At 73.5% G+C, this 22,543-nt stretch carries 22 protein-coding genes; 7 read left to right on the plus strand and 15 right to left on the minus strand.

Features of this window, described 5'->3' with window-relative positions:
- Nucleotides 1–100: 100 nt before the first annotated feature.
- Entirely contained in the window at nt 101–1,402 is a 1,302-nt protein-coding gene (locus ABFY03_RS02705) for an activator-dependent family glycosyltransferase (RefSeq protein WP_346169043.1), read from the plus strand.
- Here the strand turns inward: ABFY03_RS02705 and rfbD are convergent.
- Both rfbD and rfbB read right to left on the minus strand, forming a co-directional pair.
- A complete protein-coding gene (gene rfbD / locus ABFY03_RS02710; RefSeq protein ID WP_346169044.1) occupies nt 1,395–2,246 on the minus strand; it encodes a dTDP-4-dehydrorhamnose reductase in 852 nt (283 codons plus the stop codon). The genes ABFY03_RS02705 and rfbD overlap by 8 nt on opposite strands.
- Nucleotides 2,243–3,238 carry a dTDP-glucose 4,6-dehydratase gene (gene rfbB, locus ABFY03_RS02715; RefSeq protein WP_319013402.1) on the minus strand — a complete coding sequence of 332 codons (996 nt, stop codon included), beginning with the start codon at nt 3,236–3,238 and terminating at the stop codon, nt 2,243–2,245. The genes rfbD and rfbB overlap by 4 nt, the downstream gene beginning before the upstream one ends.
- 142 nt (nt 3,239–3,380) lie before the next feature.
- Here rfbB and ABFY03_RS02720 point away from each other — a divergent pair, with 142 nt between their 5' ends.
- A complete protein-coding gene (locus ABFY03_RS02720; RefSeq protein WP_319013401.1) occupies nt 3,381–3,677 on the plus strand; it encodes a muconolactone Delta-isomerase in 297 nt (98 codons plus the stop codon).
- A 10-nt stretch (nt 3,678–3,687) separates the two neighbouring features.
- On the opposite strand, the gene ABFY03_RS02725 is transcribed toward ABFY03_RS02720, so the two are convergent.
- From ABFY03_RS02725 to ABFY03_RS02750, 6 genes are all read right to left on the minus strand, one after another.
- The gene (locus tag ABFY03_RS02725; protein WP_319013400.1) at nt 3,688–4,656 is read right to left on the minus strand and encodes an SRPBCC family protein; all 969 of its coding nucleotides are present in this window, start codon (nt 4,654–4,656) and stop codon (nt 3,688–3,690) included.
- Nucleotides 4,653–5,942 carry an activator-dependent family glycosyltransferase gene (locus ABFY03_RS02730; RefSeq protein ID WP_319013399.1) on the minus strand — a complete coding sequence of 430 codons (1,290 nt, stop codon included), beginning with the start codon at nt 5,940–5,942 and terminating at the stop codon, nt 4,653–4,655. Before ABFY03_RS02730 ends, ABFY03_RS02725 begins: the two co-directional genes overlap by 4 nt.
- The gene (locus tag ABFY03_RS02735; protein ID WP_346169045.1) at nt 5,939–7,039 is read right to left on the minus strand and encodes a cytochrome P450 family protein; all 1,101 of its coding nucleotides are present in this window, start codon (nt 7,037–7,039) and stop codon (nt 5,939–5,941) included. Before ABFY03_RS02735 ends, ABFY03_RS02730 begins: the two co-directional genes overlap by 4 nt.
- A complete protein-coding gene (locus tag ABFY03_RS02740) occupies nt 7,036–7,845 on the minus strand; it encodes a phytanoyl-CoA dioxygenase family protein (RefSeq protein WP_319013397.1) in 810 nt (269 codons plus the stop codon). Before ABFY03_RS02740 ends, ABFY03_RS02735 begins: the two co-directional genes overlap by 4 nt.
- 53 nt (nt 7,846–7,898) lie before the next feature.
- Entirely contained in the window at nt 7,899–9,047 is a 1,149-nt protein-coding gene (locus ABFY03_RS02745; RefSeq protein WP_319013396.1) for a nucleotide disphospho-sugar-binding domain-containing protein, read from the minus strand.
- 115 nt (nt 9,048–9,162) lie between these two features.
- Nucleotides 9,163–9,876 (minus strand): class I SAM-dependent methyltransferase, encoded by a 714-nt coding sequence (locus ABFY03_RS02750; protein WP_346169046.1) that lies wholly within the window; start codon nt 9,874–9,876, stop codon nt 9,163–9,165.
- A gap of 75 nt (nt 9,877–9,951) precedes the next feature.
- Here ABFY03_RS02750 and ABFY03_RS02755 point away from each other — a divergent pair, with 75 nt between their 5' ends.
- The 3 genes from ABFY03_RS02755 to ABFY03_RS02765 all read left to right on the plus strand — a co-directional run bounded on the left by ABFY03_RS02755 (nt 9,952) and on the right by ABFY03_RS02765 (nt 12,910).
- Nucleotides 9,952–11,178, plus strand: a complete 1,227-nt coding sequence (locus ABFY03_RS02755) for an aromatic ring-hydroxylating oxygenase subunit alpha (protein WP_346169047.1) — start codon at nt 9,952–9,954, stop codon at nt 11,176–11,178.
- A 170-nt stretch (nt 11,179–11,348) separates the two neighbouring features.
- Nucleotides 11,349–11,978 (plus strand): flavodoxin family protein, encoded by a 630-nt coding sequence (locus ABFY03_RS02760; protein WP_346169048.1) that lies wholly within the window; start codon nt 11,349–11,351, stop codon nt 11,976–11,978.
- A gap of 38 nt (nt 11,979–12,016) precedes the next feature.
- A complete protein-coding gene (locus tag ABFY03_RS02765) occupies nt 12,017–12,910 on the plus strand; it encodes an SDR family oxidoreductase (protein WP_319013392.1) in 894 nt (297 codons plus the stop codon).
- Nucleotides 12,911–12,950: 40 nt separating this feature from the next.
- Here the strand turns inward: ABFY03_RS02765 and ABFY03_RS02770 are convergent, their stop codons facing one another.
- Complete coding sequence (locus ABFY03_RS02770; RefSeq protein WP_386723745.1) at nt 12,951–14,150, minus strand: carboxylate-amine ligase; 1,200 nt, start codon at nt 14,148–14,150, stop codon at nt 12,951–12,953.
- Nucleotides 14,151–14,269: 119 nt separating this feature from the next.
- Between ABFY03_RS02770 and ABFY03_RS02775 the strand changes: the two genes are divergently transcribed.
- Together ABFY03_RS02775 and ABFY03_RS02780 are read left to right on the plus strand one after the other, a co-directional pair.
- Nucleotides 14,270–15,106: a DUF2182 domain-containing protein gene (locus ABFY03_RS02775; protein ID WP_346169050.1), complete on the plus strand. Its 837-nt coding sequence runs from the start codon at nt 14,270–14,272 to the stop codon at nt 15,104–15,106.
- A 146-nt stretch (nt 15,107–15,252) separates the two neighbouring features.
- Nucleotides 15,253–15,909, plus strand: a complete 657-nt coding sequence (locus ABFY03_RS02780) for a DUF1326 domain-containing protein (protein WP_319013389.1) — start codon at nt 15,253–15,255, stop codon at nt 15,907–15,909.
- A gap of 75 nt (nt 15,910–15,984) precedes the next feature.
- On the opposite strand, the gene ABFY03_RS02785 is transcribed toward ABFY03_RS02780, so the two are convergent.
- From ABFY03_RS02785 to ABFY03_RS02810, 6 genes are read right to left on the minus strand one after another with little or no spacing between them, the layout of a single operon-like run.
- Complete coding sequence (locus ABFY03_RS02785; RefSeq protein ID WP_346169051.1) at nt 15,985–17,469, minus strand: non-reducing end alpha-L-arabinofuranosidase family hydrolase; 1,485 nt, start codon at nt 17,467–17,469, stop codon at nt 15,985–15,987.
- The gene (locus tag ABFY03_RS02790; protein ID WP_386723759.1) at nt 17,466–18,176 is read right to left on the minus strand and encodes a cupin domain-containing protein; all 711 of its coding nucleotides are present in this window, start codon (nt 18,174–18,176) and stop codon (nt 17,466–17,468) included. Before ABFY03_RS02790 ends, ABFY03_RS02785 begins: the two co-directional genes overlap by 4 nt.
- Nucleotides 18,173–19,033, minus strand: a complete 861-nt coding sequence (locus ABFY03_RS02795; RefSeq protein WP_346169053.1) for a DUF6807 domain-containing protein — start codon at nt 19,031–19,033, stop codon at nt 18,173–18,175. Before ABFY03_RS02795 ends, ABFY03_RS02790 begins: the two co-directional genes overlap by 4 nt.
- A complete protein-coding gene (locus tag ABFY03_RS02800) occupies nt 19,030–20,076 on the minus strand; it encodes a Gfo/Idh/MocA family protein (RefSeq protein ID WP_346169054.1) in 1,047 nt (348 codons plus the stop codon). Before ABFY03_RS02800 ends, ABFY03_RS02795 begins: the two co-directional genes overlap by 4 nt.
- Nucleotides 20,073–21,113, minus strand: a complete 1,041-nt coding sequence (locus ABFY03_RS02805; protein ID WP_346169055.1) for an endo-1,4-beta-xylanase — start codon at nt 21,111–21,113, stop codon at nt 20,073–20,075. The genes ABFY03_RS02800 and ABFY03_RS02805 overlap by 4 nt, the downstream gene beginning before the upstream one ends.
- 33 nt (nt 21,114–21,146) lie before the next feature.
- Entirely contained in the window at nt 21,147–22,532 is a 1,386-nt protein-coding gene (locus tag ABFY03_RS02810; RefSeq protein ID WP_319013383.1) for a glycoside hydrolase family 30 protein, read from the minus strand.
- Nucleotides 22,533–22,543 lie beyond the last annotated feature (11 nt).

Raw genomic sequence — 22,543 nt, forward strand, 5'->3', positions numbered from 1 at the left:
CCCCGGCGCGTCCCAGGACCCGGGCCGCACCGGCGCCCGACCCGGCCCGCACCACCGGCGGTCGAGTCCGTGTCGAGGTCCGGTCCCTAGCCTCGTCGCCATGCGTGTGCTGTTCGTCACCCTGGCCGCCTCACCCCACTTCTTCGTCCAGGTGCCGCTGGCCTGGGCCCTGCGCGCCGCCGGACACGAGGTGCGGGTCGCCAGCCAGCCCGACCTCGTGGACGCCATCACCGCCGCCGGGCTGTCCGCGACCCCGGTGGGGCCGCGGCTCGCCCAGGACGAGTCCGTCGAGAAGCTGCGGCGGCGGCAGGAGAAGGCGGCCGAACGCCTGGCGGAGCCGCCGGACGCCCAGGACCTGATGCGGATCGCGGAGGACCGGCCCGAACGGCTGACCCCCGACTTCCAGGACGGGCTGTTCACCGTGATGACCTCGGCCATCTTCCAGAACTTCTCGGCCGAGGAGACCGTGGACGACCTGGTGGCGCTCACCCGGCGGTGGCGCCCCGACCTCGTGATCTGGGACACCCTGATGATGGGCGGGGCGGTCGCCGCCCGCGCCTCCGGGGCGGCCCACGCGCGGCTCCTCTACGGACTCGACCTGGTGGGCGCGGCCCGGGAGCGGCACCTGGCCTCGCTGGCCGCCCGGCCCCGGGAGCTGCGGGAGGACCCGCTGGCCGAGTGGCTCGGCTGGACGGCGGAGCGCTACGGCGTCGGGTTCACGGAGGATCTGGTGACCGGCCAGTGGACCGTCGACCCCACCCCGGCCTCGCTGCGCCCGCCCACCGTCCTTCCCTGGGTACCCGTCCGCCACGTCCCCCACAACGGGCCGTCCGTGGTGCCCGAGTGGCTGCGCGAGCCGCCGGCCCGGCGCCGGGTCTGCCTCACCCTGGGGCTCTCGTTCCGCGAGGTGATGGGCGGGGACCAGGCGTCCGTGCCGGCGCTGCTGGAGTCGCTGGGCGAGCTGGACGCCGAGGTGGTGGCGACCCTCGACGCCGGGCAGCTGGCCGGGGTCGGCCGCCTTCCCGAGAACGTGCGGGTGGCGGACTTCGTGCCGCTGGACGCGCTGCTGCCCTCCTGCTCGGCGATCGTGCACCAGGGCGGCTTCGGAACCTCGATGAACGCGCTGGCGCACGGCGTGCCGCAGGTCGTCGTCCCCAACGACCTGTGGGACATCCACCCCCGGGCGGCGCTGGTCGAGCGGTCGGGCGCCGGGCTGCGCCCGACCGGGCCGGGTCCGCTGCGCCCGGCGGAGCTGCGCGGGCTGGTGCGCCGGGTGCTGGACGAGCCCTCGTACGCGCGGAACGCGGCGCGGCTGCGGAACGAGATCCTGGCCACCCCCTCGCCCGCCGAGCTGGTCCCGGTCCTGGAGCGGCTGACCGCCCACCACCGGCGGATCAGCTGAGCCCGCCCAGTGCCTCGGCCAGGGCCTCGCGCCAGGGCCGGGGCGCCGGGATGCCCACCTCGCGCCACCGGTCGTGACCGAGCACCGTGCAGCGGGGCCGGGGGGCGCGCCCGCCGAAGGCCTCGGCCGGCACCGGCCGGACGCGCCCCGGGTCGGCGCCGACCAGCCGGAAGACCTCGCGCGCCAGCTCGTACCAGCTGGCGCGTCCGGCGTTGGTGGCGTGGAAGACGCCCCTCGCCCCGGGGGTGCCGCCGAGGGCGATCAGGGAACGCGCCACGTCGGCCGCCCAGGTCGGCTGCCCCACGAGATCGGCCACCACGTCCACGGGTTCGCGGCCCCGCGCCCGCTCGGTCATGGTGCGGACGAAGCTGGGCCCGTGCGCGCCGTGCAGCCAGGCGGTGCGGACGACGGCGCCGTGGTCCGGCAGCAGTGCGAGGACGGCCCGCTCGCCCGCCCGCTTGCTGCGTCCGTAGACGTTGAGGGGGGCCGTGGGGTGGTCCTCGGGGTAGGGGTCGGCGACGTCGCCGGGGAAGACGTAGTCGGTGGAGAGGTGCAGCAGACGGGCCCCGTGGCGGGCGCAGAGGCGGGCGAGGTGGCGGGGGCCGTCGCCGTTGACGCGGAAGGCCCGCTCCCCGTCCGTCTCGGCGGCCTCCACGGCCGTGTAGGCGGCGCAGTTGACCACGAGGCGGGGACGGTGGGCGGCGAAGGCCGCGGCGAGCGCGTCGGGGTCGGTGACGTCCAGCGCCCGCCGGTCCAGGCCGACCGCGTCCGCTCCCTCGGCCGCCAGGGCCGCCGTCAGCTCGCGGCCGAGGAGTCCGCCGGCGCCGGTGACCAGCCATGTCATGGCCGGAACCGCGCCGCCGTGTCCAGCGGCTCGCGCAGGCGCTTCTTCAGCGGTTCCCACCAGTCGCGGTGCTGCCGGTACCAGTCGACGGTGGCCCGGAGGCCGTCGGCGAACGTGTGCCGGGGGCGGTAGCCGAGCTCGGCGCGGGCCTTGGCGTCGTCGAGGGCGTACCGCAGGTCGTGCCCCTTGCGGTCGGCCACCCGGCGGATCCTGCCGGCGTCGGCCCCGCAGGCTTCGAGCAGCAGTCCGGTCAGCTCCCGGTTGGTGAGTTCGGTGCCGCCGCCGAGGTGGTAGACCTCCCCGGCCCGGCCCCGGGTGCGGACCAGGTCGACGCCGGCGCAGTGGTCCTCGACGTGCACCCACTCGCGGACGTGGGTGCCCTCGCCGTACAGCGGCACGTGCTCCCCGTCCAGCAGGTTCGTGACGAAGAGCGGGATCAGCTTCTCGGGGAACTGGCGCGGCCCGTAGTTGTTGGAGCAGCGGGTGATCCGGACGTCGAGTCCGTGCGTGCGGTGCTGGGCCAGCGCGAGCAGGTCGGAGGCGGCCTTGGAGGCCGCGTAGGGGGAGTTGGGGCTCAGCGGGCTCTCCTCGGTCCAGGCGCCCTCGGGGATGGAGCCGTAGACCTCGTCGGTCGAGACGTGGACGAAGGGGCCGACGCCGTGGCGCACGGCCGCGTCGAGGAGCGTCTGGGTGCCCAGCACGTTGGTGCGCACGAAGGGCTCCGCACCGGCGATGGAGCGGTCCACGTGCGATTCGGCGGCGAAGTGCACCACCTGGTCGACGCCGGCCATCAGCCGGTCGACCAGCACCGGGTCGCAGACGTCCCCGTGCGCGAACCGCAGTCGGGGGTGGGAGGTGTCGAGGTTGTCGAGGCTGCTCGCGTAGGTCAGGCGGTCCAGCACGGTGACGTGGACGGTCGGATCCTCGGACAGCAGGGTGCGGACGTAGGCCGAGCCGATGAAGCCGGCCGCTCCGGTGACCAGGAGATTCACGCGAGTCATTGTGTCCGGTACGGGTCGAGCATCCGACGACGGTCCCTGGTGGCTGCTCTCCGCCGGCTCCATCCGTCGTCGACCCGTCGGTGACCGGGGCGGCCGAGACTCGGGCGTCGAGATCCCGAACGCTGGAGGCATCATGGCGCTGTTCGCAGTCCTCGCGACCCAGTCCCCCACCGGAATCCCCGCCGACGAGTTCCGGCGGCGGCTGCCCGAGGGCTTCGCGTACGTCAGGGGCCTGGTCGACAAGGGAGTCATCCGGCACAACTGGGTCCGGGTCGGCGCCTCGGGCGGCCTGCTCATCTACGACGTGGACTCCCACGAGCAGCTGAACACCCTGCTGTACGGGAACCCGCTCAGCCCGCACCTCCGCTTCGAGGTGATCCCGCTGGCCGGGGTGGACGGCTTCGACCCGGTGGCCTTCGAGAACCGGTAGGGGGCCGGGGTCAGTCGGTGACGAGGGCGCGGGCGAGGCTCCGGTAGAACGCGGTCACCCCGGGTTCCTTCGGGGAGAGGTGGCCGCGCTCCGCGAAACGGGACCCCACCACCCGCTGCACCGCCTCCAGCCCGAGACGGTCCTCCCGGTTGACCACCGCGGCGCCCTCCTCGTTCTGCTCGCGGAGCGCGTCGCGGTCCTGGCCTTCCAGGGCGGACGGGTGCATGAGCACTCCGCCCCGGACCTCGACGCGGTCGATGGTCAGCGGGGTCATGGTGATCCAGACGACGGAGTCGCCGAAGGCCGCCAGGCTGCCGCACGGGAAGACGGCGCAGTTGTACATGGTGGCCCGCTGTTCGGCGGAGAGCGGGAGCGCCGTGGCCGCGAGGGGTTCGCGGAACGGGCTGAGGAGCCGGGTGACCCACGGCGACTCGGTGCGCACCTCCATGGCGCCGCCCGGCGGGGTGATCAGTGCCACGGTGGTGGGGTGCAGTCCCATGGCGTGGTAGTTCTCGTGGGCGTTCTGGACCGCGATCTTCCAGTTGCACCGCCATTCCTCGGTCCAGCCGGCGATCGGCGTCATCTCCGGCAGCCGGTAGGCGTCGAGTTCCTCGCCGATCCGCCGCAGGTGCGGTCCCAGCGGCTCGGCGTCCGGGTCGGGATTGACGAAGACGAATCCCCGCCACTCCTCCACGGCGGGCGCCGGACGGTGGCCGCCCGGCGCGGAACGCGCGCGCAGCGCCCCGTCCGCGCCCCGGGACACGGTGACGGTCCGGCCGGCGGGCGAGACCGTCAAGGAGCGCCCGGGCACGTCGAGTTCGGAGGCGTGACCGGCCAGCAGCCAGGAGCGTCCGAAGACGCGCTCCCGCTCGGCCCGCCACAGCTCGGTGGAGGTGAAGGCCGCCGGGGAGAGGCTCAGCTCGGGTGCGTCCGGTTCCAGGTACCCCGCCAGCTCCGCCAGTAGCTCCGTGAGCGTCATGCTCCTCGCCGTTCCTTTCCGTAGCGGGCCGTGAGCCGCTCGATCTCGGCGACGGCCTCGTGGGGTGTCGGCATCTCCTCGATCTCCCGCCGCAGGCGCCGCGCGTTCGCCGTGAACGACGGCTCGGCCAGCACGCGCGCGACCTTCTCCCGGAAGCGGTCGGCGGTGAAGTCGCGCAGCGGCAGGGACAGGAGGTTGCCCTGCTTCTCGTAGGCGACGCCCATGGACTCGGTGACCCACTCCCAGCCGGTGAGCAGGACCTGGGGAACGCCGTGGAACTCGGCGGTGGCCTTGGTCTGGTAGCCGCCGTGGTGCACGACCGCCGCGCAGGTCGGCAGCAGGTCGTGCATCGGCACGTGGTCCACGACCCGCACGGTGTCCGGGAGCGGCGGCAGGTGGGCGCGCTGCCGCGCGGAGAGGGCCGCGACCACCTCCACGTCCAGCTCGCCGAGCGCGCCCAGCATGCCGGTGAGGACCGTGTCGAGGTCCCAGAGGCCGTAGCCGCTGTCGATGCTCACCCCCAGGGTCAGACAGACCCGGGGCCGGAGCGGGGGTTCGCGGAGCCAACGGGGGACGACCGAGCGCCCGTTGTACGGGATGTAGCGGGCCGGGACCGTCGGGACGCCCAGGTCCTCGCGGAGGCTCGCCGGCCGGGTGTCGACGGTCCACTGGCCGGTGAGCACGGACTCGTCGAACCGGGCCCCGGCGCCGAGGCGTTCCAGCGTCCAGTCCAGCCACTCCGCCGTGGGGTCCTCGCGGTGCTCGGGCTCCTGCTCGGCGGCGAGGCGCAGGAAGGCCCGACGGGTGCCCAGTTGCATGGCCAGCTCGGGCCCGGAGACCAGACGGGCGTGGGCCGCGCCCACGGTGAGCGCCGCGACCGGGCCGGCCAGGCAGAGCGTCTCCCAGAGGACGAGGTCGGGCCGCCAGTGCCGGGCGAAGGCCACCACCTCGTCGATCAACGTGTCGGAGTTCAGGCGCGAGTTGAGGGCGGGGACGATGACGCTCTCGTAGCCGAGCTGCTCCTCCCAGGTCTCCTCCCGGTCCGGTTCCCGGTCCTGGTCGGCGGTGCCGAAGTGGGCGATGGCCTCCTGGTGGAAGGCGTCCAGCGCCTCGTACCACGGCGGGCTCTCCAGCGGGACGGCGGTGATCCCGGACCGGGTGACGGTCTCCACCACGCCGGGGACGCAGGCGGCCCGCACCTCGTGGCCGGCGGTGCGCAGCGCCCAGGCCAGCGGGGCGAGCAGCTGGAAGTGGCTGCCCTCCAGCGAGGTCAACAGAACCTTCATCGGGCTTCTCCTCCGCCGGCCCCGGGGGCGACCGCCGCGGGGAACGCGGTGGCCCTCGGGGGGTCCTGGGGGGTGGTCGTCCCGGCGGACCCGCTGTCGGCCGTCGGGCTGGTCGGGACCGTGACCCGGGCGCGGGCCGGGCCTCGGGTGAGCGGGGCTCTGGGGCGGCGTACCACGGGGGCGGCGGGACGGAGCCGGGCGTCACGGTCCGCGAGTGCCGTGAGCGCGGTCTCGACCAGGGCCCGGTGGAACGGGGCCAGTGCGCGGTGGGCGGGGGCCGTCGCCGCCCCCGGCCCGCCGTCGTGCACGATCGCGAGCCGCTCGCCCGCGGCGATCCGGGCTCCGCCCGTCTCCACGTCGGTGCGGGCCACCAGGGGCACGATCCAGCCGGGCGGTTCCGCGCGCAGGGCCGCCGCGGCCGTCGGCCCGGCTTCGTGGGCCGCCAGCGGGAGCCGGGCCCGCAGCACGGTCCGGGCGACGAGGTCGGCGCCGGTGCGGGCGGCGACGACCACGGTCGCCGGTCCCGGCGCGCCGGGCGGAGCGCCCGCGAGGAGGGTCCGCAGCTCGTCGAGGCCCGTCCGCAGGCGCCTGGTGGTGGCGAGCCGCTGCGGGCACACGATCGCGTCCTGGGCGACGCCGCAGGCGGCGAGGGCCTCGGAGAACCGGCCGAGCTCGTCCTCCGGGATTCCGCACACGTCGGCGAGGGCGCCCGCCGCCAGCGGCTCGGCCACCTCGGTGACCAGGTCGAACTCGGACCCCGCCGCGTCGAGCAGTCGGGCGCAGAGGGCGTCGAGCGCCGTCGGCACCCGTACGTCCGCCACGGCGGCCTCCCCCGGCAGGACCGTCACGGGCCCGATGCCCGGGTGGGCGAGCAGCGCGGCGGCCGTGGCCGGGTCCGCGGTGACCCAGGACCCGGCGCCGGAGCGCCACAGCGGCCCGGCCGCCAGGACGCGTTCGCGCAGCGGCCCCGCGTCCTCGTCGATGTCGCAGAGCAGGGCGGCGTACGGATCGCCCTTGAGCCGGTGCAGCCACAGCGTCCCGTGCTCGCGCTGCAACCGCTCCCCCAGCTCCGCCGGCTCCACGGGCTCCGTGGTCACGGGGTGGCGCCGGGGCCGGCGGCGATCAGGGGGAACCGGTCTCCGTCGACGGGCGCGCCGGGCGCGAGGTGGGCCACCGGATGGTCCTGGACGCCGGGCCGGTAGGTGGCGTCGGAGTCCATGTAGACGGAGGCGAAGGCGAGCCGGCGTTCGCCGTCGGTGTTGGCCCCGGCCATGTGCACGGTGCGGAAGTCGTGGAAGACCACGTCCCCGGCGCGCATGGGGACCGCCACGCGGGGGCTGAACGGGAAGTCGGGCCAGATCTCCTCCATCGGCCGGTAGTCCTGGAACCCGGCGAGATGGACCTGGCGGTGCGCGAGGGGCCGCCGGTGGGATCCCGGCACGTAGATCAGGCATCCCCGGTCGGCGGGCACGTCCACCAGGGGGATCCACGCCGTCAGGGTGCGGGTCAGCCCGGCGAGCGGGAGACCCGGCTCGTCGTCGTGGACCACGGTGGGCAGGTGCACGTCGGGCTCCTTCTTGAGCACGTCGGTGCCGTAGAGCCGCAGCGGCCCGCCGGCGAGGTGCTCGGCGGCCCGGGTGACGACGGGGTGCAGGGCCAGACGTCGCAGGTCGGGGTGTTTGCGCCAGGCCGCCTCGACGTAGTGGACCTGGGTCTCGTCCGCGGAGGCGCCCCAGATCTCCGGGCCCTCCTCGGCGAGGAGCTTCTCGGCGGCCGCCCGGAACCCGGCGACCTCCTCCGGGGACAGCACCGACCGGAGGTGGACGAAGCCCTGGTCGTGGAAGCGGTGGAGGACCTCCTGGGTCGGCAGGCCGCTCTCCGTCAGATCGGGGGTGGTCAGCATGTGATCGCCTTTCCTGGTCGGAGGGGAGGGCGTGGGAGGGCTGGGGAGGGCGTTCATCCGAGGGTCTCGACGAGCCCGGCCACCGTCTCGGCCGGCGTGGGCATCGCCAACAGCTCGTCACGGACCTGACGGGCGTGGTCGCGGAGGCGCTCGTCCTTCAGGAGCGCCCGGCACTCGGCGGCGCCGAGCGTGCTGGGCTCCGCCACGATCCCGATGCCCCGGGCGGGCAGCAGGTCGGCCCCCGTCTGCTGGTAGGAGCCGCGCGGGATGACGCACTGCGGGAGCCCGGCGGCGGCGGCCGTGAGCATGGTCCCGCTGCCGCCGTGGTGGATGATCGCGGTGCAGGTGTCGAGGAGCAGATCGAGCGGGGCCCAGTCGACCAGCCGGACGTTGGGCGGTACGTCGGCCAGCAGGGCGGGGTCTCCGCCGCCGAGGGTGACCACGAACTCGGCGTCCAGGCCCCGGGCCGCCTCCATGAGCGGGCGCAGGATCGCGAGGCCGCCCCACTGGGCCTCGATGGTGCCGAGGGTGACGGCGACGCGCGGCAGCCGGGGCGCTTCCGCGAGCCAGCCGGGGAGCACGGCCCCGCCGTTGAAGGGCAGCGGGCGCATCGGCCGGGCCCCGGGGGTCCGGCGGTCGTCGGGGAGGAGGGCGGTGAGGCTCGGCGGGAGGGTGGTGAGCGGGATCGTCGCCGGGGGTTCGCCGGTGACGCCGTGCCGGGCCCAGTGGGGTTCCATCCCGGCGCGGAGCAGGGCGCGGAGCCGTGCGCCGCTGTCGTACGACCCCAGGCGGGGCTCGATGAGGGGCGCGCCGACCGCGGCGGCGAGGAGCCGGCCGGCTCCCTGGAGGGGCGGTGCGACCACCAGGTCGGGGGGCCAGTCCCGGGCCGCCGCCAGGGCACCGTCCACCATGACCCCGGAGACCCGGGCGAAGAGCGTGGCCAGCTCGGCGTCGTCGGGGTCCTCGGCGAACATCGGATGGTCCGCCGGACCGTCGGTCCCGGGCTCCTGGGGGACGTAGACGGGCAGGTAGTCCAGGCCGGGGGTGACGTCCACGACGTCGAAGCCGGCGTCGGCGACGCCGAGGCTGAGGCCGCCGGTGGCGTACCGGACCCGGTGGCCGGCGGCGCGGAAGGCCTGGGCGAGGGGGACGGTCGGGAAGAGATGGCCGAGGCCGGGAGAGGTCACGAACAGGACGCGCATGCTGCCCCCAGGCGGGAGTCGTCGGGTGGGTTTGGTCGGGGCCTCACGGAGCCGGCCGGCTCACACCGGCTCGCGCGGGTCGGAGCGACGCGGGGCCGGTCTCGCGGGGCCGGTCTCACGGGGCGGTTCCGAGGAAGAGACCCCGGCCGGAGTGCGGACCGGGAACGTACTCGACGGTGAGGCCGGCGGCCCGGAAGGCGGCCTCGTAGGCCGATCGGGTGAAGAGGGAGATGCGGTGGGTCTCGGTGAAGTGCCGGGCGCCCGCGTGGGCGTCGGCCACCACGTAGTGGACGTCCATCCGGCAGGCCTCCCCCTCGCGCGCGGAGTGCGAGACCCGGGCCACGGTGCGTCCCGCCACCGTGGTCACGTCCGCCGAGACGTACCCGTCGAGGTACGTCTCGGGAAACCACCAGGGGTCCACGGCCACCACTCCGCCCGGCGTCAGGTGCCGGGCGAAGGCGGCCAGGGTGGCGTGGAGTTCGGCCTCCTCGGTCGCGTAGCCGAGGGACCCGAACATGCAGGTGACCACGTCGAACCGGACGCCCAGGTCGAAGGCCCGCATGTCGCCGACGTGCACGGGTACGTCCGGCAGCGCGCGGCGCGCCGCCCGCACCATGGGCTCGGACAGTTCGAGGCCGGCCACCGCGTCGAAGTGCCCGGCGAAGTGGCGCAGGTGTGCTCCGGTGCCGCAGGCCACGTCGAGGAGGGAACGGGCGTCGGGCCGCAGACGGCGCACGCGCCGGGTCAGCTCGCGCGCCTCGGCCCCGTAGTCCTTGCCTCGGCTCTCGTGGATCAGGTCGTGGATCTCGGTGAGTTCAGCGCCGTACATGGACGGATCGTCGGAAGGGGGACTGGAGAAACCGACCAGGACGGATGGAGGCGGCGCCGACGGCGTGTCCATCGGGTGGCGACCGATCCACCAGGACGCGGCGTCACCCTCGGCCGGACGGAACGAGACCCGGACGAGAGCTGGAACGAGCGGAGGGCCGACGTGGACGTCGGGGAGATCCTGGAGGAGCTGGGGCGGTATCTGGGGCCGGACGCCGAGGAGTTGAGCCTGCCGCCGGCGGCGTTCACCTCGTCCGCGTTGTGGGAGGTGGAGCGGGAGCGGGTGTTCGGACGTTCCTGGGTCCTGGTGGCGCACGCCGACGAACTGACGGAGACCGGGGCGTACGTGGCGCTGTCGGTCGCGGGCGAGCCGGTCGTGGTGGTCCGGGGCGAGGACGGGGTCCTGCGCGGGATGTCGCCGGTGTGCCGGCACCGGCTGATGCCGGTGGTGGAGGAGGGTTCGGGCCGCACGGACGTGTTCACCTGCCCGTACCACCTGTGGCGGTACGGGCTGGACGGCCGGCTCGTGGGCGCCACCTACATGAAGCGGAACCCGGCGTTCGATCCGTCGGCGTGCCGGCTGCCGCGGTTCGCGGTGGAGGAGTGGCACGGATTCGTCTTCGTCAACCTGGACGCCTCGGCCGAGCCGCTGGGCCCCCACCTGAGGCGGATCGGCGAGGACCTGGCCCACTACCGCCTGCCGGAGCTGACCCAGGTCGCGGGCTGGACGGAGGAGTGGCACTGCAACTGGAAGGTCGCGGTCGAGAACGCCCACGAGAACTACCACGTCATGGGCTTCCACCCGGAGACCCTGCACCCGACCACGCCCGGCGGCGCGGAGACGACGGTCCGGGCGGACTCGCCCTGGGCCGACAGCATGAGGGTCCGGTACGCGACGCCGCTGGAGCCCGGCGTCCTGGACCTCACGGAGGAGGAACGGGCGCATCTGTACGGCTTCTTCGTCTTCCCCTCGGGCAGCCTCGCCGCCTCGGGCGACATGGTGATCTGGCTCAGCCTCGTCCCGACGGCCCTCGACCGCACCACGGTCCGCGGCGGCATCCTGATGCCCCCCGCCATGATCGAGGGGCAGGACCGGGACGCCGTACGGAAGGAGGCCGAGGCCTACGCCGCCGTCATCAACGGTGAGGACCGCCGGGGCCTGGAGGCGGTCCAGCGCGGCGCCGCCTCCCGCTTCGCCGAGCGGGGCCACCTCTCCCCCAAGGAGCCCGGCGTCCTCCTCTTCTACCGGTCCCTGGCCCGCGCCCTGCTGAGCGAGGACGCCGACTGGCCCGGCGCCCTCTGACGCCGCCTCCCACCGGGATGCCGCCGACGCCCCCGCCCCCGTCTCCGCCGCTGCGGATGTGGGGCGGGGGCGTCGGCGGGCCGGAGGGCGCCCGCGCGGTGGAGAATGCCGATCACCCCCGTCGGGAGAAATGTCCGGATACGGGAGAGACATCGGGGTAGCCGGACCACATGGACACCACGACCGACACCACGCCGCTGCGCGCCGTCGCGCTGGTCTGCACCCTGTCCCCGTCGCCGAAGCGGTCGAGCGCTCAGCTGCTGGCCGAACAGACCATGGCCGCCCTCGGTGATCACGGCGTCACCGGAGAGGTGATCCGGATCGCCGACCACGACGTCAAACCGGGCGTCCAGACCGACATGGGCGACGGGGACGCCTGGCCGCAGATCCGCGACACGCTCCTGCGCTCCGACATCCTGGTCCTCTCCACCCCCATCTGGCTCGGCCACCCCTCCAGCCACGCCCAGCGCGTCCTGGAGCGCCTCGACGCAGAGCTGGGCGAGAGCGACGACGAGGGCCGCATGCTCACCTACGGCAAGGCGGCGGCCGTGTGCGTCGTCGGCAACGAGGACGGCGCCCACCACGTCAGCGCCGAACTCTTCCAGGGCCTCAACGACGTCGGGTTCTCCCTCGCACCGAACGCCGTCACCTACTGGGTCGGCGAAGCCATGCAGGGCACCGACTACCAGGACCTCGACGAGACCCCCGAGAAGACCGCCGCGACGACCAGGACCCTCGCCGCGAACACCGCGCACCTCGCGCGCCGTCTCAAGGCCGCCCCCTACCCGCCCTCATCCTGACCCACCGCCCCGGTCGACCGAGCCGGAAGGAGACGACGATGTCCGCACACGAGCAGTCCCAGCCGACCGATCCGGCGGAGCTGTACCCCCGTCCCCCGTTCCCCGAGCAGGACCAGGACCACCCCGGCTCGACGGAGGCGATGGATCCGCGCCCCGACCACGGGGAGGACACCTACCGGGGGCACGCCCTGCTGCACGACCGCAGGGCGCTGGTCACCGGAGGGGACTCGGGAATCGGCCGGGCCGTCTGCCTCGCCTTCGCGCGCGAGGGGGCCGACGTCGTCTTCACCCACCTCCCCGAGGAGGCGGAGGAGGCCGAGCAGACGTCCCGCCTGGTCCGCGGTGCCGGCCGCACGGCGGTGGCCGTCGCCTGCGACATCCGGAACGAGGACGAGTGCACCGCCCTCGCCGAGAGGACGGCGGGCGAACTGGGCGGCATCGACGTGCTCGTCAACAACGCCGCCTACCAGATGGCCCAGCCGGACGGGATCGAGGCGATCACCACCGAGCAGTTCGACCGGGTGATGAAGACGAACCTGTACGGCATGTTCTGGCTCACCAAGGCGGCGCTGCCCCACATGCCGCGCGGGGCCTCCGTGATCAACACGACGTCCGTGCAGGGGTACCAGCCGAGCCCGCCGCTCCTCGACTACGCCATGACCAAGGCCGCGATCGTCTCCTTCACCCACAGTCTGGCCCAGATGCTGGCCGGGCGCGGGATCCGGGTCAACGCCGTGGCCCCCGGACCGGTCTGGACGCCGCTGATCCCCGCGACGATGCCCGACGCGACGACGTTCGGCGAGCAGTCGCTGTGGGGGCGGCCCGCGCAGCCGGCCGAGATGGCACCCGCGTACGTCTTCCTCGCCTCCGGCCAGGCCTCGTACATCACCGGCGAGATCGTGAACGCCACCGGCGGAACCCCGCTGCCCTGACCCCGGCGGGCCCCGTGCCGCCTCCCTTCCGCCCGCCGCGTCAGACGGGGCGCTCGTCCGCGTCGACGGATCGCATGAGCGCGTCCACGACGTCCACGGGGCGGTCGCGGCCCCGGTGGGCGGCGCGCTGGCGTTCGGCGCCGGTGCCGACGGCGCGCAGGCGGGCCCAGCCGGCGGTCACCGCGTCCAGGTCGCCGTGGTGCAGGAGGGCGGGGCGCAGCTCCTCCAGCATCCGTTCGACGAGCGTCACGGCCGGCCGGAGGCGCCGGGTCCGCAGGTCCACGGCGTCCCCGGTCAGGCCGTCGCGGGCGGCGCGCCAGCACGCGGTCCGCAGGAGGCCCGACGGCGGCCGGAAGGCCGGTCTGCCCGCCTCGATGTCCGCGAGGGCGGTGGCGACGAGGGCCCTGGTGACGGCGGCTAGCAGCACGGTGTCGGCGGCGGCGGGAGTGGCGTCGAACGCCCGGATCTCCAGGGTGGGCACGTGGTGGGAGGGGCGGATGTCCCAGTAGAGGCCGCCGCGGTCCATGATGGTTCCGGTGGCCGTGAGGTCCTCGACGAGAGCGTCGAAGTGCGCCGTCGAGTCGAAGTGCGGCGGGGGCCCGGCGGCCGGCCAGCGGGCCCAGGCCAGGGTGCGCCAGCTCGCGTAACCGGTGTCCCGGCCCTGCCAGTACGGCGAGTTGGCGGCGAGCGCGATCAACTGCGGGAGCCGGCCCCGCAGATGGTTGCTGACCTGGAGGGCCAGGTCCACGTCGGGGACGCCGATGTGGAGGTGACAGGCGCAGATGGTCTGCTCGTCGTCGAGGGCGCCGAACATGGCCACGCTGCGGGCGTACCGGGGGCCGTCGGTGACCGCGAGCGGATGGGGCTGGGGCAGGACCGGGGTGCCGCTGGAGACGACGCCCAGGCCGTGCCGGGCGGCGGCGCGCACGACGGCCCCGCGCATGGCGCGGACCTGCTCCGCGAAGGCGGCGAGGCTGGTGTGGGGGTCCGTGCGCGCCTCGACCTGGTAGCAGGTGATCTCCGTGGTGACCCGTGCGCCCAGCTCGGCGGCGGCCCCGGCCACCACCTTGGGGGCCTCCGGCCTCAGTTCGCGGGTGACCGGGTCCACCAGCAGGTACTCCTCCTCGGCCCCCATGGTCAGGGGCCGTCTGCGCCGGCCTGCCGCGGGGGTGCCCTGGCCGGTGGCCGACGCGGATCCTGCCCGTACCGCGGGTGTCTGCCCATGACTGGTCACGGTCATCATCCTGTCACCGAGAGCGACGCCGAAACCTCTGCCGGTGCGTGAGATGCGCGCGGGGACCCGGTCGCCCCGCGTGGGGACGTGTGCTGTGCTGGAAGGAGCCGTGGGAAGGCACGCCGATGCGTCGCAGCCGGATCTCCGCCTTCGCACCGGCCCGGCCGACCGCCCCGACCGGAGCCGGCGGAGGGCTGCGGCCGACGCGGAGTCTCGCGGCCGCGTGGGCCGTCGTGGTCCTGATCACGGTGCCCGCCTGGGTGCTGACCGTCGGCCAGGCCGAGGACATGGGCGTCGAGCCCGGCACCATGGGGATGGCGCTGCCCCTGTTCCTGCTGCTGTGGGTGACGATGATGGCGGCCATGATGCTGCCGTCCATGGCGCCGGTGGCCCTCTCCTGGGTGCGCGGGATCGGTCGCCGGTCCTCCGGCTGGGCCCGTACCGTCCGCACCGTCGCGTTCGCGGGCGGATACCTGCTCGTGTGGACCGCCTTCGGGCTGCTCGTCTACGCGGCCCTGGCGCTCACCGGCGGCCTGGTGGCCGACCACCCCGCCGCCGGGCGCTGGATCGGCGCGGTCGCCTTCCTGCTCGCCGGCCTGTACCAGCTCGGCCCCCTCAAGAACGTCTGTCTGCGGCACTGCCGCGACCCGCTGGGGCATCTGGTGCGGTACTCCGGCTTCCGGGGACCGGCCCGCGATCTGCGGGTGGGCCTCCACCACGGTGTGTACTGCGTCGGCTGCTGTGCGGGACTGATGGTCGTCTTCCTCCCGCTCGGCGTGATGAACGTGGCGGCGATGGCGGGCCTCGCCCTGGTGATCTTCGTGGAGAAGCTGTGGTCGCGGGGCGTCCTCCTCAGCGGCGTCGTGGGCATCGTCTTCCTCGTCCTGGCGGTGCTCGCGCCGTTCCAGGGCTGGCTGCTGCCGGGGCTGGAGGGCTCGATGCCACCCATGGACGACATGTGAGCGCGGCGGGCGCCGCCCGGTTCCCTCGCGGGGAGATCAGGTGCAAGCTGGAAGGGAGACCGTCCCTCCGTGCCCGGGAACGGGCCCGGGACGCGCGGTCTCGCCACTCCGAGTGAGCTCCTCGGAGCTCGGCTGGAGGCAGCGCGATGACACAGCAGGCCACCACCGGCACCCGCTGGCATCTGACGGGCGACTGGTTCGACGTGTGCAAGTGCGCGATTCCCTGCCCGTGCACGTTCGCACAGCCCCCCACCTACGGCGACTGCGAGGGCGTCCTGGTCTGGCACATCCGGGAGGGGAACTTCGGCGACGTGCGGCTCGACGACCTCAACGTCCTGATGCTCGGCTCCTTCGAGGGCAATCCGTGGGCCGGCACGCACACCGAGCCGTATGCCGCGGTCTTCCTGGACGAGCGGGCCGACGAGCGGCAGCGGGCCGCGCTCGGTGCCGTGTTCGGCGGCGAGGCGGGCGGCTGGCCGGCGGAGTTCGGGGCGATGTTCCACCCCGAGATGCGGGGCATGGACGTGGCTCCGATCCACGTGGAGGTCGACGAGGACCTCGCCACGTGGCGGGCCGAGATCCCGGGCCGCGTCACGGCGGCCGCCGAGGCACTGGGCGGCCCGACCACCCCGGACGGCGCACGCGTCCAGGTCCTCAACGCGCCGGGGTCCGAGGTGGGCCCGGGGCAGGTCGCCACGTGGGGGCGCGCGACCGTCGACCGCGCGGACGCGTTCGGCTTCTCCTGGGAGCGCACCGGGAAGTCGAGCAAGTACTTCCCCTTCGACTGGAGCGGCCCCGACTGAACGGCCCGTGCGGGGCCGCAGGCGTGGAACCTGCGGCCCCGCACGGGGGTCACGCGCCGCGCTCGCCGGACGGCGTCAGCGCTGCAGGGTCAGCAGGCCCGGCCGGTAGGGCAGGAGGCCGTAGTCGACGCCGTCGGAGCTGGGGCTGCGCCCCTGGTACAGCAGCTGCAGGTTGCAGGGGTCGACGGTCATGGTCTGGTCGGCACTCGTCCGCAGCAGCTCGCCGTGGCTGATGTCGTTGGTCCAGGTGGCACCGCTGTTGGCCTTGCCGGCGAAGGGGTTGCTCTCCGTCGCGGCCTGCGGCGTCCACGTGCCGTTCAGGCTGGTGGCCGTGAACGAGCGGAAGTAGCGGTGCTCGTTCGCACCCCGGGCCTCGACGATCATGAGGTAGCGGTTCTGGCCCTGGAGCTTGTAGACCTGCGGGGCCTCGAACAGGTTCTTCACCGTGTCGCTCATGATCGTCGTGTACGACGAGCCGAAGCTGCCCGGGAAGTTCCCGAGCGGCATGCTCGACCGGTAGATCTTGCCGTTGTCACCGGCGAAGAACAGGTACATGTTCGACCCGTCGGCGATCAGGGCGTGGTCGATCGGCCCGGTGCCCGAGTCCGCGATCTTGCCGGTGAAGAGCACCTGCTCCGCCGACCAGCCGTTCGGGTTCGTGGGGTCGCTCGACGTCCGGTACGAGAAGGAGGATCCACCCCACTGGTAGGCGAGCACCCACACGTTCTTCGGCGCGAAGTAGAAGAGCGAGGGCGCCACGGCCGTGAACGGGAGGGCGCTCTGGCCGGCCGAGGCCATCTCCGACCAGTTGGTGAACGGGGTGAAGTTCATCCCGCCCCAGCCCCGGCCCGTCCCCGCGGCTCCGTGGGTCGTCGCGTAGACGACCTGCTTGCCGTTGTGCGGGGCGACGGTGAAGTCCTTGAGCGCCGCCCATTCGGGCCTGGGCTGCGCCAGCGCGCCCGTCGAGGACCAGCGGTACGTCGAGGGGAGCTCGCAGGTGCCCGGGGTGCCGGTGCCGGAGCCGACCTTGACGAACTGCCACTGCTGGTTGGCGCCGCCCCAGTCGTCGTACTGGACGATGTTCGCGCCGTCGGCGGTGGAGGCGCCCTGGACTTCCAGGGCCTTGCCGCTGTGCCTGGCGATGAGCCGGACGTGGCCGTCCGCGCTGTCGGCGAGCCGCCACTGCTGGTTGGTGCCGTTCGCGTCGGACCACTGGACGATCGCGGCCCCGTTGGCGGTGGAGCCGTTCTGGACGTCCAGGACCTTGCCGGAGTGGCGGGACTTGACGCGGTAGTAGCCGTCACCGGAGGCGACGAACTGCCACTGCTGCTGGTTCTGGTCGTTCCTGGTCCACTGGGTGATGCGGGCGCCGTCGCCGGTCGCCAGGTTGTAGACGTCCAGGGCCTTGCCGCTGTTGCGGTTGACCAGGACGTACCAGGCGTTGGTGTCGACGGTCGCCGCGGCGGCGGGCGGGGCCGCGAAGAGGCCGGCCCCGAGCAGCAGGGACGACAGGACCGTGAGCACGAGGCTCAGGACCAGGGGTGGACGGCGGAATCTCATCGGTCGAGCTCCTTCGGAGGATGGGGGTGGGACGTGGGGACGGGATAGGGGTGGAGGTGGCCGCACATGCCGAAGCGCGGATCCACCGGGCGCTCCAGGCGGGCCACGGCGCCGTCGTCGAGGTGGGAGAGGTCTCCCGTCCTCAGCGCTGCGAGCTGGCCGCCGGTCGCGAGGGCCGCGGCCAGCGGGCCGTCGCGCCAGCGGACCCACCAGGCGTCGAGGAGCTCGCGCTTCAGTCGGTGGGCCGCGGTGTGGAACTCCTGGAGCCCGCCCTCGCGCAGGCTCAGGAAGCCTTCGAGGGCCAGGTCGCGGCGGCGGCGCGCCGCCGCCGCGTGGTCCCCGGTCAGCACGGCCGCCGCCCGGTAGGCGTCGGGGTCGGCGAGGACGGGGGCGGGGAAGGTGAAGACGGCGTCGCCGGCCTCGGGGAGCCCGCTGTTCTGCATGAGCACCACGAGGCGCAGACCGCCGGAGTTGACGAGGCGGTGGATCGTGCCGGGAGTGAACCAGACGATGTCGCCGGGGCGCAGCGGGGTGTCCGCGTAGCCGCTCGTGGTGAGGGTCTGGACGCTGCCGGTGCCCTCGATGACGATGTACGCCTCCGAGCAGGCGAGGTGCATGTGGGGGGTGCCCCCGCACAGGCCGTCGGCGGCCTCCCAGTCGTACACGGTCAGGCCGGAGACGCCCACGCCGCCGGGGAGCGGTGTCACCACGGGTGCTCCATGATGTGCCGCGACAGCCGCTCGGGGGTCCAGGCGCCGTCGGCCACGACGATCCGGTAGCGGCGCGCCAGGGTGGCGCCGGGCGCGAGCGGCAGCTCCTCGTCGAAGGCCAGCGAGGGGTTGACGGCGGGGATGGGCTCGCTGCGGACGAACCAGCGGCCGGGGGCGTCCGGATCGTCCAGGAAGAGGAGCGTGGAGGCGCGGTCGACCTCGTCGTGGGTGCCGACGAAGGCCAGCCAGTCCCCCTTCTCGCCCATCGCCGGGCCGGACACCCCGCCGCCGGTGAAGGCGCGCGGACCGCGCCAGAACAGGCCGGAGTAGCCGGCCAGTTCCCGGCCCTGCGTGCCGGGGCTGCCGAACGTGAGGACGGTGTCGTGGACGTTGGTGAGCGCGGTGGTGATCTCCAGCGTCCAGGAGTCGGTTTCGAGGTCGCGTGCGGTCAGGGTGCGGTGCTCGTCGATCCAGTGCTCCCCCGCCATCGTGTGCCAGGCGAGGTCCTCGGTGATCACGGCGCGGCCGCGGCCGGTCCGGGTGGACACGCCGAGGCTGCGCATCGTGCCGAGGTTGGGCAGGTCGACGTAGCCCTGCCCGCGCAGGTAGGTGCCGCCGCCCCAGAAGTTCTGCCCCGACACCCAGGACGCCGTGAGCTGGATGCCCTTGTGCCAGCGGTGGTCGTGCGGCCGGTAGCCGGTGACGACGTCGCCGGCGAGCGTCCGCACCGGGTGCAGATAGGGCTTCGGCGCCTCGAAGGGGTCCATGACCGGCCGGTGCACGTAGCGGAAGAGGTCGACGTCGCGGGCGCGGACGGTCAGCGCGTCCTCGTCCTCCAGGATGTCGAACGTCATCGGAACACCTCCGGGCGCCCGCCGTGGAGCGAGCCGTAGAACGGGTCGGTGGTGTCGATCTCGCCGCGCCGGACGGGCAGTCCGGTGAGGGCGGCCTTGTAGAGGGCGGTGACGAGTTCCATGGTCGGCCTGCCGAGGTCGGGGCGGATCCCCTGCTCGTAGCCGTCGAGGAGGGCCGCGAGCTGGGCGGTGTGCGAGCTGGGCCGGTCCTCCGGCGGCTCCCACGTCGCGCCGGGCGACTTGGCGGTGAACGTCCAGTCGGCGTTGGAGTAGCCGTACAGGTGCCGCAGTTCGACGGTGGCGTCGGTGAGGTCGAACCGCAGGTAGCTCTCCTCGCGGGGGGAGAGGACGCTGTTGACGACCGTGGCGATGGCTCCGTTCTCGAAGCGGACCAGGGCCGCGGACACGTCCTCGGTCTGGACGTCGCGGTCGAGGCGGCCGGCCATCGCGCGCACCTCGGCCCACGGGCCGAGGACGTCCAGCATCAGGTCCATCTGGTGGATGCCGTGGCCGAGGGTCGGACCGCCGCCCTCGCTCCGCCAGGTGCCGCGCCAGGGCACGTCGTAGTACGCGTCGTCCCGGTACCAGACCGTGGCGCACTGCGCGACCAGGGGGCGGCCCAGGGCGCCGGCGGCGATCCGCTCACGCAGGTAGCGGGCCCCCGACCCGTACCGGTGCTGGAAGACCGCGCCGGCGACGGCGGGGCCTTCGGCGGCCTGGATCCGGTCGAGCTCGGCCAGCGACAGGGCGACCGGCTTCTCGCACCACACCCAGGACCCCGACTCCAGGCAGGCCACGGCCTGTTCGGCGTGCAGGAACGGCGGCGTGCAGAGGTGGACGAGGTCGGGGCGCTGTTCCCGGAGCATCGTGTGCAGGTCCGTGTAGACGGCGGGGATGCCGTGCTCGGCCGCGAACTCCTCCGCGCGCAGGGCGTCGACGTCGACGGCCGCCACGATCTCGGCGCGGTGCGCCTGGGCCCGGAGGGCGGGGACGTGGCAGATGCCGGCGATCCCGCCCGTTCCGACGATGGCGGTCCTGATCATCCGCCGAGCACCTTCCGGAGGGCGTGGTAGGCGGGCTTGGGCGCCAGGTTCTCGTCGTAGGGCAGTGCGGCGCCCTCGCCGGGGAAGACGGAGGGGATCCACGAGTACTTGTCCGTGTAGTCCCACACGGTGACGCCGACGCACCTCTCGACCTCCAGGCACGCCTTGACGTAGTCGGCGTACCAGGTGGCCTGGGTGGCGAGCTTCTCGGGGGTCGCCGGGAGCTCCATCCGGATGTCGAGCTCGGTGATCGCGACGTCGACGCCGAGGTCGGCGAAGCGCTGGATGTTCTCCTTGACGCCGGCGGGGTAGCCGTACTGGAGTGCCAGGTGGCCCTGGAGGCCGAAGCCCTCGATCGGGACGCCGTCGGCCTTCAGCTGCTTGATGAGCTTGTAGTAGGCGTCGCTCTTGGCGTTGATGCCGTCGACGTTGTAGTCGTTGAGGTAGAGCTTGGCGTGCGGGTCGGCCTCGTGGGCCCAGCGCAGGGCGTCGGCGATGTAGCCGGGGCCGAGCGTCTTGTAGAAGACGGACTCGCGGTAGGTGCCGTCCTCGTTGAACGCCTCGTTGACGACGTCCCAGTGGATGACCTGGCCCTTGTAGTGCCGGGCGACGGTCTGGATGTGGTTCTTGAGGACGGGGCGCAGTTCCTCGGCGGTCCAGCTGCGTTCGGTCAGCCAGGCGGGGAGCTGGCTGTGCCAGACGAGCGTGTGGCCGCGGACCTTCTGGTGGTGGTCCTTGGCGAAGGCCATGACCTCGTCGCCGGCGGTGAAGTCGAAGACGCCGGGCCGGGGTTCGGTGGCGTACCACTTCATGGCGTTGCCGGGGGTGGTCTGCCCGAACTCGCTGCCGAGGAGCTTCAGATAGGCGGCGTCGGTGAACTCGGGGTTGTCGGTGGCGGAGCCGAAGTACTTGTGGTGCTTCTTGGCGAGTTCGCCGAGCGTTCTGGGCTTGGGCTCGGCGCTCGCGGGGGCGGCGGCGAGGCCGGCCGCGACGCAGACGGCGGCGGAGAGGGCGACGAGATGCCGGGACAGGGACATGGGTGGCTCCTCGGGGGCTCGGGGGTTCGGGGGTCAGTCGAGGACGATGGTGGTCAGCGCGCGCGGGGCGAGCGTGGCCGTGAGGGTCGTGCCGTGGACGGAGGCCACGTCGGCCGGGGTGATCGAGCGGGTCTCGTCGGTCACGTACGCGTCGGGGTGCCGGTCGTGCCCGCCGCGCAGGGTGAAGGCGGCGGAGGTCTCGGTGGTCGCGGTGTTGAGGATCTCGATGACGCGGCTGCCGTCGGTGTTGCGGAAGGCCGTGATCCGGAGCGCCGGGTCGGCGTGGGTGACCGGGACGCGGACGGCGCCGGGGCGGATGAAGCGGCTGAAGGCGGCCAGTGCCCAGTACCGCTTGGACACCCGGTAGGAGTCACCGGGGTTGGCGAGCTGGATGAGTCCGCGGGTGGCGCCGAGGGAGGCGCCGGTCCAGTAGACGTAGGCGTTGGCGTTGCCGGTGGTCAGGGTGGTCTGGATGTCGGCGGCGACGGTGAGGCCGTCGTAGCCGCTGCCGTCGTCCCAGTTCTCGTTCCAGGTGGTGCCGTCGGGCGACCATTCCGACATCCAGACGTGCTTGTCGGTGGGCTGCGGGACCGTGGTGGGACCGCTGTAGCGGTGGCCGGTGACGGTCCGCACGGCCTTGTCGGCCTCGGGGTCGGCCTCGATGGCCTCGGTGTAGGCGACCTGCCGGTCCCAGCCGGCGGCGTCGCAGCAGACCAGTTGCGTCTTCAGTCCGGAGGCGCGGACGGTCGGCCCGAGCACCTTGAGGAAGTCGACGGCCTGCTGCGGGGTGAAGCGCATCGAGGCGTAGGTGGCCGTCCAGTCGGGTTCGTTGGTGAATCCCAGGTCGGTGATCCGGATGCCCTCCCGTCGGTAGAACTTGGCGTACTGCACGAGGTAGTCGGCATAGGCCTGGCGCCATTCGGGCCGGAGCTCGCCGCCGTCGTTCTCGCTGTTGTTGGTCTTCATGAAGGCCGGGGCGCTCCAGGCGTCGGCGAAGAACCGTTCGACGCCGTACTTCTTGGCCTCCTTGGCGAGCCAGACCTGGCCGCCGTCCCAGCCGTCCCAGACGTACGTCGGGGTGGCGTCGGGGCCGCCGGGGTCGGTCGGGAGGATCGTCGGCATGTGGTCGTAGACCCGGTCGGTCGACGACCCGATGCCGAGGCGGAGGATGGACAGGCCCGCGCCCTTCTCCTTGCTGAGGAGCAGGTCGAGCACCTCACGCTGTTTGGCGGGGCCGAGGCCGCGGGCGCCGTGCAGCAGGTCCGCCCGCTGGAAGGCCATGGAGAAGCCGAATCCGTCGATGGGCTGCAGTTCGGACCGGAAGTCGATGGCGGGGCGCGCGGGAGCGGCGGGCTCGGCCGCGGCCGACGTTGTTAGCGCTAACAATATGACGGCCGTCAGGGCGGTCAGACGTTTCACGGAATCTCCTC

The organism is Streptomyces roseofulvus (genome assembly GCF_039534915.1).
GTDB classification, from domain to species: domain Bacteria; phylum Actinomycetota; class Actinomycetes; order Streptomycetales; family Streptomycetaceae; genus Streptomyces; species Streptomyces roseofulvus.